This window comes from Deinococcus seoulensis (assembly GCF_014648115.1).
Classification (GTDB): domain Bacteria; phylum Deinococcota; class Deinococci; order Deinococcales; family Deinococcaceae; genus Deinococcus; species Deinococcus seoulensis.
On sequence record NZ_BMQM01000022.1, the window covers coordinates 1 to 16,106 of the forward strand.

The following is a 16,106-nucleotide window of genomic DNA, read 5'->3' on the forward strand; positions in this document are numbered from 1 at the left end:
GGTCCTGACCGGCCTGATGCGCTGACCCGGTACTCGGCCCTTCGGTCGACCGCTAATCACAGACATCCTCAAATACCAGCCGCCCCACCCTCCCGTTGGAGAAGTGGGACGGCTTCCCTCTTGCACCCGCTCCAAATGCGGGCAGTGCAGATGGCAATCGCCAGCTCGTGATCCTCAGCCGTAGTTGGGTCCTCATTGAGCTACTGGAACGCCTTTTCCGGTATGGCAGGTGTCAGGCAACTGGCCCGGCCACTGGCGCAAATCCTGCGCCAGCCAGCAATGCTGCACCCGCCATAGCCACGCCCACAGATCGGGTACGCTGTCCCACCTTCTACCGCTCCGGGCGGGCGACGACTCGCCATCTCCCCCGTCCCCTCGCTCCTCCTTTCGGGTCAATCTTTCTTAGGCTGGGGGGGGTATTCTGGGGGGCGTGAAGCTGTCTTCGTCCACCCCCATACCCTCCTGAAGCCCACCGCCACCCGCGCGGACATCGTGAACTTGTGCGCCGAGGCGAGTGAAAACTCGTTCTTCGCGGTGTGTCTGAATCCGGTGTTCATTCCGCTGGCGAAGGCGGAGTTGGCGGGGTCGGACGTGAAGGTGGCGACCGTGTGTGGGTTCCCGCTGGGTGCGGTCAGCAGCGAGCAGAAGGCCGTGGAGGCGCGTCTGAGTGTGGAGGCGGGTACGGACGAGGTGGAGAGGGTGGTTCACATCGGCGCGGCGCTTGAGCGGGACTGGGAGGCGGTGGAGGCAGATGTGCGTGCGGTGCGCCGTGCGATTCCGGACGCCGCGCTGAAGGTGATTACCCTGACGTGCTTCCTGTTGGGTGGGCAGAAGCGGGAGGCGACGGCGGCATCGGTGCGGGCCGGGGCGGAGTTCATGAAGACAAGTACGGGCTTCGGCACGGGCGGCGCGACGCTGGACGACGTGCGCCGTCTCCGTGGCACTGAAGTCTGTTTCATGAATGGCCTGTCTGCGCGCTGGGTTGTTGTTGGGAGTCTCCGGGTCAGGGGAATGCTGTCTGCTGTCTTCCGGTATGGTGCCCTGCCCGACAGCGGTGGCGCTGGCCTCTGCACTAGCATGGGGGGGTGAACGTGATCAAAACCGCTCTCTCGCTCATTGCGGGCCTCTCGGCTGCCCTGATCGCCTACAGCGCCTTTTTCGTGCGGGGTGATCTGGGTGGTGTCATGGCGTACCTGCGGGCGCGTGGGGCGCTGCGCCGCCTGCGTGAAAGCGGCACGCCCGAGCAGGTCGCGCAGGGGCAGGCGCAGTTGCAGGCGCTGGGGCAGCAGGTGGGCGACCCGGCCCTGGCCGCGCAACTGATCCCGGTCGCCCTGCTGATCGGGTTGCTGGTGGGTGCGCTGGTGTGGTGGGCGTTCTCGCGCCGTCAGTCGGGCACGCCCCGCACGGACATTCAGGAGCGCATGGTGTACCGTCTCGCGCACCGCAAGGGTGGGCGGTTCACGCTGGATGACCTGCGCGCCGCCAGTCCCCTGACCGATGAGCAGGCCCGCGCTGTCACGGCCCGCCTGCTGGACCTGGGCCGCCTGACCCGTGACGGCGACACTTTCCGTCTGCCCTGAATGACCGGCACGCACCTGCCCCGAGGAACCACCCCATGACCGACACGCCCGATACCCTCGCGGACCTGCTGGACCGCGCCAACCACGACCCCGAGACTGGCCTGCGCGCCGCGCTGGACAGCGTGCAGGGTCAGCCCCACCCGCGTGTGGCGGCCATCGCCGCGCACCTGAGCGCCGCCAAACGCGACCTGTGGACGCGGATTGCCGCTGCCACGGGCACGCCCGCCCCCCCGGACGACGCGGGCCTGTCCCGCCTGGGTGACTGGGAGGTGGGCGCCGCGCAGGCCCTTCCGGTCCACACGCTGAATCTCACGGTGCCCACGGCCGACCCGGACGCGGCGGGTGGTGAGCCGCCCATGACCGTCGCCGCCCTGATCCGCCTGAATGTCAACCTGACTGGCAGCCGCGCCGCGCAGATCCGCCGGCTGGCGCAGCAGCCCCGCCTGACCTGACATGCCCGCCGACCGGCCCTTCCTGACCGACCCCACCCCGGACGGCACGCACGGGAACGGCGCCGTGCCGCCTGCCCTGTTCGATCTGGCGGTCAACCGCGCCGCCGCTGCCCTGCGCGGCCTGCGACCCGCCCAGCCGGACGCCGCGCTGGCTGCGTGGCATGCCCGCACCCGTTTTGCCCGGCGCGTGCCGCTGGACGCCGTGAAGGTCGCCCTGGCCGCGAAACCTGCCGGAGAGTGCCACTGGGCGGGCGGTGAGGCGGGCGGCTGGCAGCCGGGCCGCGCCCCGTTCCCGTAGGTGGCAGGAGTGGCGCTCCGGCGGTCTATGCCTCGCCGCTGACCGACGCCGCCACGGTCCGGGCGGCCACCTCGACCGCGCGGGTCAGTTCCGCCTGCGGGAGGTACGGCACCGCTTTCGCCTCGGCCAGGGCGACTCCGGCGCTGGCGGGCAGGTGCAGGAACCCGCACGGCACGTCCGGGCGGCCCAGGGCGCGCAGGGTGTGCAGCGCGTGGTACATGACTGCGTTGCACACGAACGTTCCGGCCGTGTCGCTCAGCTGACCGGGAATACCCGCCGCGTGCCACGCGGCCAGCACGGCCCGCAGCGGCAGGGTGCTCAGGTACGCGTCCGGGCCGCCTGCCTGGACCGGGGCGTCCCGGTGCTGCTGCCCGGCATTGTCGGGAATGCGGAAATCCATCACGTTCACGGCCACGCGTTCCAGCGTCACCTGCGGGCGCCCGCTCGCCAGTCCGGTCAGCAGGACGGCCGCCGGGCGCCGGGTATCCAGCAGTTCGGTCAGGTGCGCGCAGGCGGCGTGCGGTTCGACCGGCAGCAGCGCCGACACGACCCGCAGGTTGCCCGCCTGCGTGCCGTCCAGCGCCTGGGCCGCCTCGGCACTCGGGTTGACGGGATGCGTGTGGAACGGCTCGAAGCCGGTCAGGAGCAGCGTATTCACGCCCCGCAGGGTAGCGCGGCGGCCGTCCCTGGACGGGGTACGCTGGCGGTATGCGCCTGCTGCCTGCCCTGCCGCTCCTGGCGGCCCTGCTGACCCCGTCCGCCCTGGCCGCCACGACCACGCAGTACGCCGTGCTGCGGGGCGTGCAGGTGCAGGGCCGCGTCGCCACCCTGACCCTGGATTACGTGGACGTGTTCTCGGACACCGACGCCGACGCCCGCCGCGTCGTGGCGCTCGGTGACTACCCGTCCGCGCAGGCGTACTTCGAGGCGAACCCGAGTGGGATGTACTTCCGGAACGTGAACCCCCTGCTGCGGACCCTGAAGACCGACGCCCGCACCGTGTTCGCCCTCTCGTGCCTGGACCGCCCGGACGGCGTGCAGACTGTGCCGCTGGAGACGTTCGTGTCCGCCTGGAAGGGCTTTGCGCCGCAGGGCTGCTGGCCGTTCAGCGAGCGGGTCGTGGCGCTGCACCTGAACGGCACCCGCGTCCTGCGGGCCGAGCAGGTGTACTTCCCGTGACGCCGTCCTGAAACGAACACCGCAGTTCCGCCGGGCCGCGCGGCCTATGCTCGGGCGTATGCCTGAACTGCCGGAAGTGGAAACCACGCGCCGCAAGATCGAGCCGCTGCTGCGCGGCCGGACGATCCTGCACGTCGAGCACGACGCGCCGCACAAGTACCGCGACACGCACCTCGCCGTCGGGCGCCGCGTGACGGGCCTGTCACGGCGCGGGAAGTACCTGATGCTGAACCTCGCCCCGCACGACGGTGACGGGCCGCACGACCTGGAGTTCATCGTGCACCTGGGCATGACCGGCGGGTTCCGGCTGGAGGGCGGGCGGCACACGCGCGTGACGATCCGCACGGACGGCGGCGACCTGTTCTTCGACGATCCCCGGCGCTTCGGGAAGATGGCGGTCGTGCGGCCCGGCGAGTACGCGGGCATGCCGACCCTGGCCGCCATGGGGCCGGAGCCGCTCTCGGAGGACTTCCGCGAGGAAGGGTTCGCGGCGCTGGCCGCGCAGGCGGGAGCCGTGAAACCCTGGTTGCTGTCGCAGAAACCCGTGAGTGGCGTGGGGAACATCTACGCCGACGAGAGCCTGTGGCAGGCGGGCCTCCACCCGGCCCAGACGCACCTGACGCGCGAGGAGGCCGGGCGGCTATACGCGGCGGTCCGGGACGTGATGGGCCGCGCGGTCGAGGCGGGCGGCAGCAGCCTGGGCAGCGGCGCCGGCAACTACCGGCAGCACGACGGCCTGTCCGGGCTGTTCCAGCATTCGCACGCCGTGTACGGGCGCGGCGGCGAGCCCTGCCCGCGCTGCGGGACCACCATCGAGAAGACCGTGCTGGCCCAGCGGGGCACGCACCACTGCCCGCAGTGCCAGCCGCTGCGCCGCCCGGAAGACCGGGCAGAGGGAGGCCGCGCATGACCGACCTGACCGGACTGAGCCTGACCGGACTGAGACTGTCGTACACCCGCGCCGAACTGCGCCGCGCCGACCTGCACCCCGCTCCCCTGGAGCAGTTCCGGGGCTGGCTACAGGAGGCCATCGACGCGGGCCTGCGCGAACCGTACGCGCTGAGCCTCGCCACCGCCGACGCGGCCGGGCGGCCGGGCGTGCGCACCGTGCTGCTGCGTGGTGCGGACGAACGCGGCCTGACCTTCTACACCAACTACGAATCCCACAAGGGCCGCGATCTGGGTGCCAACCCGCAGGCGGAACTGCTGTTCCACTGGGCCGAACACGAACGACAGGTGCGCGCCTACGGCCCCGTGACCCGCGTGCCGGACGCCGAGAGCGACGCGTACTTTCACGCCCGCCCGCGCGAGTCGCAGCTGGCCGCGCACGCCAGCGACCCGCAGAGCGCGCCCATCCGGGACCGCGCCGCACTCGACGCGACCTTCGCGGCGCTGCATGCCCGTTACCCGGACGGCACCGTGATTCCCCGCCCCACCTTCTGGGGAGGCTACCGGGTGCAGGTGCAGGAGTGGGAGTTCTGGCAGGGCCGCGAGAGCCGCCTGCACGACCGCTTCCGGTACGCCCACCGGGACGGCGACTGGCAGATCGACCGGCTCGCACCCTGAACCCCGGTCCGTATGATTACGGACTCCGATTGAATGGACTGCAAAGGCCATTCAATCCGAGCGGATGCGAGTAGGAGCAAATCGGGTTCCGGACGTGGAGTTGACAGATCGGTGGTGTCCCGATCTGTTAACGAAATAAACGGAATCCGTATGACTGGCCCGCGCGCGCCCCTGCCGCTGGGCCGCAGGCCGGACACGCCCGCTGGGGGCATCCGCACGGAGGGGGAAAAATTCACATCCAGTCTCATAAAATGACCGCATGGCCCTGAGCGTCGTGGAATCCAGTGTGCGCTCCCGCGTGGGGCCGCCGGAACACGGCGCGGACCTGCTGCTGGCCTCCGCGCACCACGTCGCCCTGATCGCCGGGTTCAGTTTCGGCACGAGCGCCGGGGCCACCCAGCCGCGCGGCATGCCGCCCGCCCGTTTCGCCGCGACGGTCGGCATGGCGGGCCTGCGCGACCTGCCGCCCGACGCCACGCTGCGCGAGGCCACCGACCACCTGAGCGCCTCGCTGAGCAGCGCCCTGCGGCACGCCGTGATGGGCGGCGAACGCCTGCAGGTGGGCTTCGCATTCGCGGCGATCAGCAACGCCCGCCGCGAGGTCTGGCAGGTCGGGCCAGTCGCCGCGCTGTGGGACGACCCCGGCCTGGACGGCGCGCAGGGCGGCCTGAGCGCTGCCCTGCCGTCCCTGGTGGCGGCCGGGCAGGCCCGCGCGCTGGTCATTCAGGCGCTGCTGGCGCAGGGGTCCGGGCAGCTCACGCAGGGGCAGTTGCAGGCCAGCGACCCGGCGCAGGCGATCATCGCGCCGCTGCTGGTCGCGCACGCCTCGCTGGCCAACTCGACCGGCCCGCTCGGGTACGGCCTGATCAACGGCGATTCCGTCCCGGACGAGCACCTGCGCGTGCACCGCCTGCCGCCCGGCCCGCGCGAGATCAGTCTCGCCACCGCCGGGTACCCGGCCATCCTGAACACCCTGGCCGCCACGGAACGCCGCCTTCAGGACCTGCTGCGCAGCGACCCCCTGCTGATCACCCGTTTCCCGTACGTGCGCCCCCACCGCCCGGACCACGAGGGGTACGCCGACCGCGCCTACGCCCGCGTGCGCGTCTGGTGATCCCGCGCGGGTGCCGGTGCCGGACCGCACTCTGTAGCCAGCCTCGCCATCTTCATGAGACGGGCGGTGCATGCTGACCCGCGTGAGCAACCTTTACACCGCAGAAGCAACCGCCACCGGAGGCCGCGCCGGCACCACCAAGAGCAGCGACGGCCGCCTGGACCTGAACCTCAGCGTGCCCGCCGGCATCGGCGGCGACGACGGCCCCGGCACGAACCCCGAGCAGCTGTTCGCCGCCGGGTACGCCGCGTGCTTCCAGGGTGCCCTGGGTGTCGCCGCGCGCCGCGCCAAGATCGAACTGAGTGACGACAGCACCGTCACCGCCCGCGTGGGCCTCCAGAAGTCCGGGCTGGCCTTCGCGCTCGACGTGGAACTCGAGGGGCACTTCCCGAACCTGAGTGACGAGCAGGCCCTGGCCCTCATGAAGGCCGCGCACGAGGTCTGCCCGTACAGCGTCGCCACGCGCGGCAACGTGGACGTCCGCATCAGCGTCCGCTGACCCGCACCCCCCCCCACCACGCCTGCGCTCCGCTCCGTCCAGCCCGGACGGCGGCGGGGCGCAGGTCCGTTCGGGCCATGCACGTGAAACCAGTGCAGGTGGGGTCGGTTCAGGCGGGGCTGGTGCTGGTCTGCTCGCGGTTTTCCAGGTAGGTGTCGTCGGCGTCCTCGCCCAGCAGGTCGCGGCGTTCCTCGGGGGTCAGGGCGACCATCACGCGGCGCAGCACCACGTCCACGGCCTGCTCGGCACTCTCGTCGAGGGTCAGCCCGTCGAGCAGCGGCACGTCATACGCGGCGGCCAGTGTCTCCAGTTCGTCCTGCATGGCCCGGATCTCATGGAAGTACCGCATGTACCGGTGCAGGGGGCGGCTGGCGCCGGTCTCGTCGTTGCGGCTCTCGAAGTGCCGCTGGTGCTCCTCGGCGTCGGGCAGCGTGACCAGCATCGGCACGACCAGCGCCCCGCTGAACGACCCGGCTTGCAGGTACCCCGGCACCAGATGCACGCCCTCCAGCACCAGACTGGTGCCCTCCTGCACGCTGCGCTGCACGACGGCGCTCAGGCCCACGCTGACCTGCTGCACCTGATCCCGGAACCCGGCGATCAGCGTCTCGCGGCTGGGATGATCGGGGCGCGGCGCGCCGGGCGGCAGCAGGGCCTCCCAGGCGCTGAAGGTGCTGGCGTGCAGCGTGGGAATCAGGGCGGGGGAGACCATGGCCCGCATGACCTCCCGGATGGAATCGGTACTGACCACGCGGGTGATGCCCAGCCGGTACGCGATCTCGGCCGCCAGGAAGCTCTTGCCGGTGCCGCTCACGCCGCCCAGCAGCACGATCACCGGGCGCGGCGGCCGCCGGATCACGCGCAGCAGGCGGTAGCGGGCGCTGACGTCCGGGCCGACCTCGTCCCGCAGCAGCGCCTCGACCTTCTCGCGGATCGCGGCGCGGCGCACCACGCGGTCCTCGCTGCCCCGCAGGTCCCGCTGCGTGACGCGCGCCACCTTGCGCGCCACGTCCGGCGGCACGCCCGCCGCCAGCATGGACTGCACCAGAATCCCCTTACTGAACGGCCCCGGCACCTCGCTGCCGCCGCTGATGACGCCCAGCTTGCCCCGGTTGTGTTGCAGGTAGCGGTAGGTGAGGCGCAGGTGCTCGCCGTAGTGTTCGGCCAGGGCGTCCTCGGTCAGGCGGTCGATGGCCTCGGCACTCAGGGTCCGCACGCCCTGGCGGCGCAGGTTCACGTCCACGCTGCTGGCGGTCGCGTAGGCGTCCTTGCCGGACAGCCCGGCGTCTTCCAGGGTGCGGGCCAGCACGCCCCGGCTGAACGGCAGGTCGCCCTTGCGGGCCGTGACGATGATGTCCACGAACGCCGGGGTCTGCCGCGCCGCCTCCTGCGCCGTTTCGGGTCCGGCCAGATCATGGGCGACCTCGACCATCAGCGCCTGCAATTCGGCGGGACTGACCAGCGTGCGCCGCGCCAGCCGCAGTTGCTGCTCGATGCGGCGCGCGGCGGCGGCCGCCACGCCCGCGTCGGCCCCGGCGTTCACCAGCGACTCGACCAGCAGGCCCCGGCTGAACGGGAAGGCGTGCCGGGCCGTGCCGATCCGCAGTTCCGGCTGACTCACACGGGCTCCGGCCGGGCGGACGCCAGTGGCGGCGGGGCGGATGCCGGGCGGGCAGTGGACACCCCGGTGCCTGGGCGGGGCGTGAACGAAACCGACGGCGTCCGTATCACGCGCCCCCCCGGTCAGGTGAGGCCCGGTCGGGTGGGGGGTCGCCGCGCAGGGAAGGGTGAAGACGGGTCATGCGCCGCAGTGTAACGTTCCGCCCCGGCCGGCGCGGCGCGTCTTCCGTGCGGGCGGTCAGTGGCGGGGCGGGTCGCGTTTGACGGCTCCTTCCAGCAGCAGGCTCAGGGCCAGCCGCATCTCCTCCTGCAGGGGGCGCTCGGTGCCGTAGGCGCTCCAGCGCAGCGCGACCATCAGGTACGTGTCGGCGATCAGGTTGCTGATGCGTTGCAGGCTCAGGTCGGTGCGCATCATGCCCGCTTGGTGCATGGGCCGCAGGATCAGCTCGATCACCTTGCTCAGCGGCAGCGCCTGGTACGCCGTGCGGGCGCGTTCCGGGTTGGGGTTCATGACCTCGTAGGCCAGCGGGGGGAACAGGTCGCGTTCGCGGGTGTTCTCGTCGGCCAGGCGGTCCCAGATCTCGTACAGCACCGTCAGGGGGGCGGCGCCGTCGTGCAGGCGGGCCTCGGCGTGGTCGCGCAGGCGGTTCATGACCTCGCTGCCGTAATCGAGCAGCACCGCTTCCTTGTACGGGTAGTAGTTGAAGAACGTGCCGCGCGACACGTTACTGGCCTTGGCGATGTCGGTGGCGGTGGTCGTCTGGAAGCCACCCCGCTTGAACAGGTCAATAGCGACGGTATAGATGCGGGCGCGGCGGCGCTCCTTCTGGCGTTCGCGCAGCGAGGTTGAATCCATGATCCGCACAGGATACTGCCACGGGTTCAAAATTACACCCCGTCCAATCTGATGCTGCCAATCTGGTGCAGCCGGACCCGGTGCCCGCCGCGCCCGGCAGAACGCGTCCGCCGGGGGGAGGCCCGGCACCCGCCCCCCACGTGCGGTACGCTGGGCCGCATGAGCGTGATCCTCGGCATCGACATCGGCGGCAGCGGCATCAAGGGCGCGCCAGTGGACACCCGCACCGGCAAACTCGCCGGAGAACGCTGGCGCATCCCCACCCCCGAGGGCGCCGCGCCGGACGACGTGAAGAAGGTCGTGGCCGAACTTGTCGTGCACTTCGGGCTGCCGGGCGCGGTCGGCGTGACCTTCCCCGGCATCGTGCAGCGCGGCCGCACCCTGTCCGCCGCGAACGTTCACCCGGACTGGGTTGGCCTGGACGCCGACGCCCTGTTCAGCGAGGCGACCGGCCACGAGGTCCACCTGATCAACGACGCCGACGCCGCCGGACTGGCCGAGGCGCGCTTCGGGGCCGGGCAGGGCGTGCAGGGCACCGTGATGGTCCTGACCTTCGGCACCGGCATCGGCAGCGCCCTGATCCACAACGGCGTGCTGATCCCCAACACCGAACTCGGGCACCTGTGGCTGCGCGACAAGCACGCCGAGAGCTGGGCGTCCGACCGCGCCCGCGAACTGGACGACCTGAACTGGAAACAGTGGAGCAAACGCGCCAGCACCTACCTGCAACACCTGGAACTGCTGTTCAGCCCGGACCTGTTCATCATCGGCGGCGGCGTCAGCAAGAAAGCCGACAAGTGGCAGGACCACCTGAACGTCGAACGCAGCCGCGTCGTGCCCGCCACCCTCCTGAACGAGGCCGGGATCATCGGGGCCGCCATGATGGCCGCCCGTCACGCAGAACCGGCCGCCGGGACGCCCGCCTCACCGGCACCGGCCCCTGAAGGCCAGCCCACCCCCCGCCAGACCTCGACCCGCAAGACTTCGGCCCGCAAGGCCCCTGCCCGCAAGAAAGCCTGAACCGTCCAGGGGCGTCAGCCGGGAACCCGCAGTGGCGTGCCCCCGTACCGGGCAGCATGGGATTCCTGAAAAAGATGATGGCCGCCATCGGTGTGGGCGGCGCGAAGGTCGACGCCCGCGTGAACAACCCCAGCCTGCGGGCCGGGGACACCCTGACCGGCGTGCTGGCCGTGCAGGGCGGCAGCGTCGAGCAGCGCATCGAACGCATCAACCTGGGGCTCGCCACCCGCTACCGGCACGACGACACCCACGTCACGCACCAGCTGACCCGGCAGGCGGTCGTGCCGGCCTTCGACCTGCGGGCCGGCGAGACCCGCGAGTTCCCGTTCAGCCTGCCCGTCCCGCTCGACACGCCGCTGTCGCTGCCCGGCACGCAGGTGTGGCTCGCCACGGACGCCGACATCGCCGGGGCGGCCGACCCTGGCGATCAGGATCACCTGCAGATCCTGCCCAGCCGCGAGGCGGAAACGCTGATCCTGGCCGCGCAGCGCCTGGGCTTCAGTCTGAGCGGCAGCGAGATCGAACACCACCATGGCCGTATCGCGCAGGAACTCGCCTTCCGCCCGCCGCACGGGCAGTACCGCATCGCCGAGGTCGAGATGATGCTGTTCCACACGGGCGGCGGCCTGGACGTGATCCTGGAGGTGGACCGCCGCGCGACCGGCGTGGCCAGCCTGTTCACCAGCGAGTTCGAGCAGCGCGGCCGCTGGAACCTGGGCGCGCATACGCTGGCGCAGGGACCGGACGCCGTGGCCCGCGAACTGGAGGCCCGCATCCGCGCCCTGCTGTGATGGCCCTGCTGTAACGGCCCTGCTGTAACGGCCCTGTTGTACCCCCCTTGATGGCAGCCCCCGCGCCGCGCGGCGTAGCATGCCGCCCATGACCGACCACGCCGACCCGCTCGCTCCCCGCCTGCTCACCTGCGACGTGCTGTTCACCGGCATGGGGGGCGCGCAGTCGCCGGGCGGCGTGGTCGTGGTGGGCGGCACGGTCGCCGCGACGGGTGACCCGGCCGCGCTGCGCGCCTCGTACCCGCACGCGCGTGAGGAAGCGGTGGGCGGTGTGATCGCGCCGCCGCCCGTGAACGCCCACACGCACCTGGACATGAGCCGCTACGAGTTCACGGCCCTGCCGTACTTCCGCTGGATTCCGGAGGTGGTCGTCCCGCAACGCGAGAAACGCAGCGTGGAGGCCGCCCTGCACGGCGCGGACACGCTGCGCGACCTGGGGACGGGCGGCGTGGGCGACATCGTGTACATGCACGCCCCGGAGGTCATGGACGCCCTGCTGGCCCGCGAGGACCTGAGCGGCGTCCTGTACTACGAGGCGCTGGGCACCTTCCCCGACAGGGCGGACGACATCTTCCGCACCATCCGCGAGCGCCTTGAACGCTGGCGCCGCCTGGAACGCCCCGGCGGGCCGCGCGTGGGCCTGTCCCCTCACACGCCGCACACCGTCAGCCACCGCCTGATGCGGCTGCTGTGCGAGTACGCCGCCGGCGAGGGCCTGCCCATTCAGATCCACGTGGCCGAGCACCCCGCCGAGCACGACCTGTACACGCGCGGCGGTGGCCCCATCTGGGACAACCGGCTGGCACCCTTCTACCCCGACACCTTCGCGGAGGTGATCGGGCGGGAACCGGAACCCGGCCTGACACCCGTGCGCTACCTGGACGAACTGGGCGTGCTGAACGCGAAACCCACCCTGATCCACATGGTGAACGTCACCCCGGACGACATCGCCCGCGTGGCCCGCGCGGGCAGCGCCGTCGTCACCTGCCCGCGCAGCAACCACCACCTGGAATGCGGCGTGTTCCCCTGGGCGGCCTTCGCGGCGGCCGGGGTGGAGATCGCGCTGGGCACCGACTCCGTCGCCAGTGGCGGCTCGCTGGACGTGCGCGAGGACGTGGCGTTCGCCCGCACGCTGTACCCCACCCTGGACCCGCGAGTGATCGTGCGCGCCGCCGTGAAAGGCGGCCACCGCGTGCTGGGCAGCCGCGCGCCGTTCATCCGCCGGGGCGAGGCCTGGAACGAGGCGTATCTCTGGCGCTGACGGGCGCACCCGGAGCGCAACGGAAACGGCCCGGACTCGCGCTGAATCCGGGCCGTTCCTAGCAGCCGAGCCCTGTACGGATTCCGTCTGTTTCGTTGACAGATCGGAACACCACCGATCTGCCAACTCCACGTCCGGAACCCGTTTTACTCCTACTCGCTCCGCTCGGATTGAATAGCTTTACAAGCCATTCAATCCGAGTCCGTATTACTGGCTGACGTTCGCCTCGCAGGTGCCGTTCACGACGGTCTTTCCGCCGCGCTGCATGGTCAGGCGACCCTGGAACGGCAGGGCCAGCGGTGTGCTCACGTCGCAGATGTAGGTGTTGGTGTCCTCGGCGATCCAGGTGAAGCTCAGGGTGCGGGCGTCCGGGCGGTACAGCGCCATGCCGAACCCTGCGCGGGCGTCCTGCTGGGCGCTCAGGCGGTCGCGTTCGCTGACGCTGGCCTTGCCTGCCGGGACGGTCACGAGGTCCGGAATGCCGATGGTGGCCGTCACGGTGCGCCCGTCGATGGGACCGCTGACCGTCCAGGTCTGCCCGACGACCAGTGGCCCGGCACTCAGGGGTGCGGGGCCGTCCTGGTCGCGGGCGGCCAGCATGGCGGACACCGGAGCGCAGGAGGCCAGCAGGGAGGACAGGATCAGGACGGCGGGCAGCAGGACGCGGGAGTTCATGCTGCGAGCATACGGGTCTGGTCCGGGCGGCAGTTGAATGGTTTGTGAACACCGTTCACGCCGGGCGTCCCGGTGTGTCCGTCCAGGCCGCCGGGGCGACAGGCCCCATGACCGGAGTCCGTGGCAGCCGCGCCTGAAGCGGACATTCATGGTGTCTGAGCGTTTGCGGCTCAAGTTGCTTATGCGCGCCTCACTGAAATCCGAACGTGTGCGGGGCGCGCCGCGCGTTATACTCGCTTGTCATGTTCCGTGTCCTGAACAAATTATTCGATAACAACCAGCGCGACGTGGCGCAGATCGTGAAGACGGTCGTGCAACCCGTGAACGCCCTGGAAGAAGAAACCATGAAAGTGGAAGATCTCGCCGCAGCCTTCATGGACCTGCGCCGCCGCGTTCAGGAGGGCGGCGAGACCCTCGATGACGTGGTCGTTCCCGCCTTCGCGCTGATCCGCGAGGCGGGCCGCCGCTCCATCGGCAAACGCCACTACGACGTGCAGCTGATCGGCGGGTACGCCCTGCACAAGGGCCGCATCGCGGAGATGCGCACCGGCGAGGGCAAGACCCTGGTCGCCACGCTGGCCCTCGCCCTGAACGCGCTGGAAGGACGCGGCGCGCACCTCGTGACCTCCAACGACTACCTCGCGCGGGTCGGCATGGAAGAAATGAGCCTGCTGTACCGCACGCTGGGCCTGACCGTCGGCCTTGCCAGCCGCGAACTGCAACCCGCGCAGAAGCAGGCCGCGTACGCCTGCGACATCACGTACGTCACGAACAGCGAACTGGGCTTCGACTACCTGCGCGACAACATGGCCCAGAGCCGCGAGGCCCTCGCCCTGCGCGCCGAGCACCCCCTGAACTTCGCCATCGTGGACGAGGTGGACTCCATCCTGATCGACGAGGCCCGCACGCCCCTGATCATCAGCGGACAGGCCGAGAAGGCCACCGACCTGTACTACGTGTACGCCAAACTGATCCGCCGCCTCCAGAAAGGCGAACCCGCCGAACCCGGCGTACGCACCGAACCGACCGGCGACTACACCATCGACGAGAAGAGCAAACAGGTGCACCTGACCGAGGGCGGCATCAGCAAGATCGAGCGCCTGCTGAGCCTCGGGGACCTGTACAGCCCCGAGAACATGGACAAGGCCCACATGATCACCCAGGCCATCCGCGCCCGCGAACTGTACCAGCGCGAGAAGGACTACATCGTGAACGCCGAGGGCGAGGTCGTCATCGTCGACGAGTTCACGGGCCGCTCCATGCCCGGCCGCCGCTACGGCGAGGGCCTGCACCAGGCCATCGAGGCCAAGGAAGGCGTGAAGATCGAGAACGAGAACCAGACGCTCGCGACCATCACGTACCAGAACTTCTTCCGCCTGTACAACAAATTCTCCGGCATGACCGGCACCGCCAAGACCGAGGAGAAGGAATTCCTCGACATCTACGGCAGCGACGTGCTGGTCATCCCCACCAACAAGGCCATCCTGCGTAAGGACGCCGAGGACCTCGTGTACCGCACCCGCCTGGGCAAGTACAACGCCGTCGTGCAGGAAGTCGTGGAACTCCACGCGACCGGCCGCCCCGTCCTGATCGGCACGGCCAGCATCGTCACCAGCGAACAGCTCAGCGGCCTCCTCACGCAGGCCGGCGTGAAACACAGCGTCCTGAACGCCAAGTTCGAGGCGCAGGAAGCCAGCATCATCGCGCAGGCCGGCCGCTCGGGCACCGTCACCATCGCCACCAACATGGCCGGGCGCGGCACCGACATCATGCTCGGCGGGAACGCCGAATTCATCCTGGGTGAAGCCATCGAGCAGAACTTCGGCATCAGCCGCTTCACCCCCGAAGCCGAAGCCTTCATCAAGGCCGTCAGCCGCCAGGACGAGAACGCCGTGCAGGCCGGCATGCTGATCCCCGGCATGACTGAGGAGTTCGCCCGGCAGGCCCTGCAGGTGCAGGCCGACATTCTCGCCGACCGGCAGAAGGTCAAGGACATCGGCGGGCTGCACATCATCGGCACGGAACGCCACGAGAGCCGCCGCATCGACAACCAGCTGCGCGGCCGCGCCGGACGCCAGGGCGACCCCGGCAGCAGCCGCTTCTACGTGTCGTTCGAGGACGACCTGATGCGCCTGTTCGCCAACGACCGCGTGATCGCCATGATGGACCGCCTCGGCATGGACGACAGCCAGCCCATCGAGGCGAAAATGGTCACCGGCGCCATCGAGAAAGCGCAGGCGCGCGTCGAGGACCGCAACTTCAGCACCCGTAAACAACTGCTGGAATTCGACAACGTTATGAGCAAGCAGCGCGACACCATCTACGCCCAGCGCCGCGAGGTGCTGCTCGGGCCGGACAGCGACGTCGAGGAAAGCACCGAGGGCATGATCGCCGACTACGTCGACATGCAACTCGCCACGCACCTGCCCGCCGAGGCCAGCCACGACGAATGGGACACCGAAGCCCTGAAAGCCGCCATGCTGGACGCCATTCCGCAACTGGAAACCTTCGACTTCGAGGCGCTGCGCAGCATGAGCCCGGCCGACGCGCAGGACACCATGCTCAAGGCCGTCGCCGACGCGCACGACGCCCGCCGCGACGAACTGGGCAACACCATGCTCATCAGCCTCGCCCGCTACGTGCTGCTCCAGACCGTCGACCAGCACTGGAAAGAGCACCTGCACAACATGGACGTCCTGCGCCAGGGCATCGGCCTGCGCGGCTACGGACAGCGCGACCCGTTCACCGAATACAAGTTCGAAGCGACCAACATGTTCAACGAGATGATCGACAACCTGAAAACGGACGTCACCAAGTTCATCTTCCGAATGCAGTTCGGTCAGACCGGGTAATCCGGGCTCGGTACCCGCAGGCATACAGAGCAGAGGCAGGGGCAGAGGCGGCACGCTCCTGCCTCTGCCCCTGCCTCTGTCCTTCATGGCGCACTTCATGGCTCATACGGACTCCGATTGAATGGCTTATAAAGCTGTTCAATCCGAGCGGAGCGAGTGAGAGTCGAAGCGGGTTCCGGACGTGGAGTTGACAACCCGGCGCCCTTCCGGGGTGTCAACGAAATAAACGGAATCCGTATCACTTCAGGGTGGGGGCCACGCGCACTGGCGGGGTCGTTCGAGGTCGTTCAAGGTGTGTCCATGAACGGTGCAGGGGTTCCTCATGCACGGGTTCTAGCCTGTC

General features: G+C 69.9%; 17 protein-coding genes. 13 read left to right on the plus strand and 4 right to left on the minus strand.

Features of this window, described 5'->3' with window-relative positions; translation table 11 throughout:
• Positions 1-492 precede the first annotated feature (492 nt).
• From deoC to IEY70_RS14510, 4 genes are read left to right on the plus strand one after another with little or no spacing between them, the layout of a single operon-like run.
• A complete protein-coding gene (gene deoC / locus IEY70_RS14495; protein ID WP_229777955.1) occupies positions 493-1,089 on the plus strand; it encodes a deoxyribose-phosphate aldolase in 597 nt (198 codons plus the stop codon).
• A complete protein-coding gene (locus IEY70_RS14500) occupies positions 1,086-1,580 on the plus strand; it encodes a hypothetical protein (protein ID WP_189065750.1) in 495 nt (164 codons plus the stop codon). Before deoC ends, IEY70_RS14500 begins: the two co-directional genes overlap by 4 nt.
• A 35-nt stretch (positions 1,581-1,615) precedes the next feature.
• Positions 1,616-2,032 carry a hypothetical protein gene (locus tag IEY70_RS14505; protein ID WP_189065751.1) on the plus strand — a complete coding sequence of 139 codons (417 nt, stop codon included), beginning with the start codon at positions 1,616-1,618 and terminating at the stop codon, positions 2,030-2,032.
• Between the two features lies 1 nt (position 2,033).
• A complete protein-coding gene (locus IEY70_RS14510; RefSeq protein WP_189065752.1) occupies positions 2,034-2,330 on the plus strand; it encodes a hypothetical protein in 297 nt (98 codons plus the stop codon).
• 25 nt (positions 2,331-2,355) lie between these two features.
• Here the strand turns inward: IEY70_RS14510 and IEY70_RS14515 are convergent, their stop codons facing one another.
• Positions 2,356-2,988, minus strand: a complete 633-nt coding sequence (locus tag IEY70_RS14515) for a pyroglutamyl-peptidase I (protein ID WP_189065753.1) — start codon at positions 2,986-2,988, stop codon at positions 2,356-2,358.
• A 50-nt stretch (positions 2,989-3,038) separates the two neighbouring features.
• On the opposite strand from IEY70_RS14515, the gene IEY70_RS14520 reads away from it, so the two are divergent.
• The 5 genes from IEY70_RS14520 (at position 3,039) to IEY70_RS14540 (ending at position 6,688) form a co-directional block, all read left to right on the plus strand.
• Positions 3,039-3,509 (plus strand): hypothetical protein, encoded by a 471-nt coding sequence (locus IEY70_RS14520; RefSeq protein WP_189065754.1) that lies wholly within the window; start codon positions 3,039-3,041, stop codon positions 3,507-3,509.
• A gap of 58 nt (positions 3,510-3,567) precedes the next feature.
• A complete protein-coding gene (locus IEY70_RS14525; RefSeq protein WP_189065755.1) occupies positions 3,568-4,419 on the plus strand; it encodes a DNA-formamidopyrimidine glycosylase in 852 nt (283 codons plus the stop codon).
• Positions 4,416-5,075, plus strand: coding sequence for a pyridoxamine 5'-phosphate oxidase (gene pdxH, locus IEY70_RS14530; RefSeq protein ID WP_189065756.1), 660 nt, complete (start codon positions 4,416-4,418; stop codon positions 5,073-5,075). Before IEY70_RS14525 ends, pdxH begins: the two co-directional genes overlap by 4 nt.
• Before the next feature lie 259 nt (positions 5,076-5,334).
• Positions 5,335-6,189 (plus strand): hypothetical protein, encoded by an 855-nt coding sequence (locus IEY70_RS14535; RefSeq protein ID WP_189065757.1) that lies wholly within the window; start codon positions 5,335-5,337, stop codon positions 6,187-6,189.
• A gap of 82 nt (positions 6,190-6,271) precedes the next feature.
• Entirely contained in the window at positions 6,272-6,688 is a 417-nt protein-coding gene (locus tag IEY70_RS14540; protein WP_189065758.1) for an organic hydroperoxide resistance protein, read from the plus strand.
• Positions 6,689-6,797: 109 nt separating this feature from the next.
• Here the strand turns inward: IEY70_RS14540 and IEY70_RS14545 are convergent, their stop codons facing one another.
• Positions 6,798-8,309 (minus strand): 2-phosphoglycerate kinase, encoded by a 1,512-nt coding sequence (locus IEY70_RS14545; RefSeq protein WP_189065759.1) that lies wholly within the window; start codon positions 8,307-8,309, stop codon positions 6,798-6,800.
• Positions 8,310-8,546: 237 nt separating this feature from the next.
• On the minus strand, positions 8,547-9,164 hold the full coding sequence (locus IEY70_RS14550; protein ID WP_189065760.1) for a TetR/AcrR family transcriptional regulator: 618 nt from the start codon (positions 9,162-9,164) through the stop codon (positions 8,547-8,549).
• Between the two features lie 159 nt (positions 9,165-9,323).
• Between IEY70_RS14550 and ppgK the strand changes: the two genes are divergently transcribed.
• The 3 genes from ppgK to IEY70_RS14565 all read left to right on the plus strand — a co-directional run bounded on the left by ppgK (position 9,324) and on the right by IEY70_RS14565 (position 12,236).
• Positions 9,324-10,184, plus strand: a complete 861-nt coding sequence (gene ppgK / locus IEY70_RS14555; protein ID WP_189065761.1) for a polyphosphate--glucose phosphotransferase — start codon at positions 9,324-9,326, stop codon at positions 10,182-10,184.
• Between the two features lie 56 nt (positions 10,185-10,240).
• Positions 10,241-10,975 (plus strand): sporulation protein, encoded by a 735-nt coding sequence (locus IEY70_RS14560; RefSeq protein WP_189065762.1) that lies wholly within the window; start codon positions 10,241-10,243, stop codon positions 10,973-10,975.
• 88 nt (positions 10,976-11,063) lie between these two features.
• Positions 11,064-12,236 carry an amidohydrolase family protein gene (locus IEY70_RS14565; RefSeq protein ID WP_189065763.1) on the plus strand — a complete coding sequence of 391 codons (1,173 nt, stop codon included), beginning with the start codon at positions 11,064-11,066 and terminating at the stop codon, positions 12,234-12,236.
• A 207-nt stretch (positions 12,237-12,443) separates the two neighbouring features.
• Here the strand turns inward: IEY70_RS14565 and IEY70_RS14570 are convergent, their stop codons facing one another.
• Positions 12,444-12,911 (minus strand): hypothetical protein, encoded by a 468-nt coding sequence (locus IEY70_RS14570; RefSeq protein WP_189065764.1) that lies wholly within the window; start codon positions 12,909-12,911, stop codon positions 12,444-12,446.
• A gap of 242 nt (positions 12,912-13,153) precedes the next feature.
• Here IEY70_RS14570 and secA point away from each other — a divergent pair, with 242 nt between their 5' ends.
• Positions 13,154-15,763, plus strand: coding sequence for a preprotein translocase subunit SecA (gene secA / locus IEY70_RS14575; protein ID WP_189065765.1), 2,610 nt, complete (start codon positions 13,154-13,156; stop codon positions 15,761-15,763).
• Positions 15,764-16,106: the final 343 nt, after the last annotated feature.

What these genes read in the sequence shown, in the direction of transcription:
- IEY70_RS14505 (WP_189065751.1), top strand. Translation starts at nt 1,616, where the DNA reads ATGACCGACACGCCCGATACCCTCGCGGACCTGCTGGACCGCGCCAAC.
- IEY70_RS14510 (WP_189065752.1), top strand. Translation starts at nt 2,034, where the DNA reads ATGCCCGCCGACCGGCCCTTCCTGACCGACCCCACCCCGGACGGCACG.
- IEY70_RS14520 (WP_189065754.1), top strand. Translation starts at nt 3,039, where the DNA reads ATGCGCCTGCTGCCTGCCCTGCCGCTCCTGGCGGCCCTGCTGACCCCG.
- IEY70_RS14525 (WP_189065755.1), top strand. Translation starts at nt 3,568, where the DNA reads ATGCCTGAACTGCCGGAAGTGGAAACCACGCGCCGCAAGATCGAGCCG.
- pdxH (WP_189065756.1), top strand. Translation starts at nt 4,416, where the DNA reads ATGACCGACCTGACCGGACTGAGCCTGACCGGACTGAGACTGTCGTAC.
- IEY70_RS14535 (WP_189065757.1), top strand. Translation starts at nt 5,335, where the DNA reads ATGGCCCTGAGCGTCGTGGAATCCAGTGTGCGCTCCCGCGTGGGGCCG.
- IEY70_RS14550 (WP_189065760.1), bottom strand. Translation starts at nt 9,164, where the DNA reads ATGGATTCAACCTCGCTGCGCGAACGCCAGAAGGAGCGCCGCCGCGCC.
- ppgK (WP_189065761.1), top strand. Translation starts at nt 9,324, where the DNA reads ATGAGCGTGATCCTCGGCATCGACATCGGCGGCAGCGGCATCAAGGGC.
- IEY70_RS14560 (WP_189065762.1), top strand. Translation starts at nt 10,241, where the DNA reads ATGGGATTCCTGAAAAAGATGATGGCCGCCATCGGTGTGGGCGGCGCG.
- IEY70_RS14565 (WP_189065763.1), top strand. Translation starts at nt 11,064, where the DNA reads ATGACCGACCACGCCGACCCGCTCGCTCCCCGCCTGCTCACCTGCGAC.
- IEY70_RS14570 (WP_189065764.1), bottom strand. Translation starts at nt 12,911, where the DNA reads ATGAACTCCCGCGTCCTGCTGCCCGCCGTCCTGATCCTGTCCTCCCTG.
- secA (WP_189065765.1), top strand. Translation starts at nt 13,154, where the DNA reads ATGTTCCGTGTCCTGAACAAATTATTCGATAACAACCAGCGCGACGTG.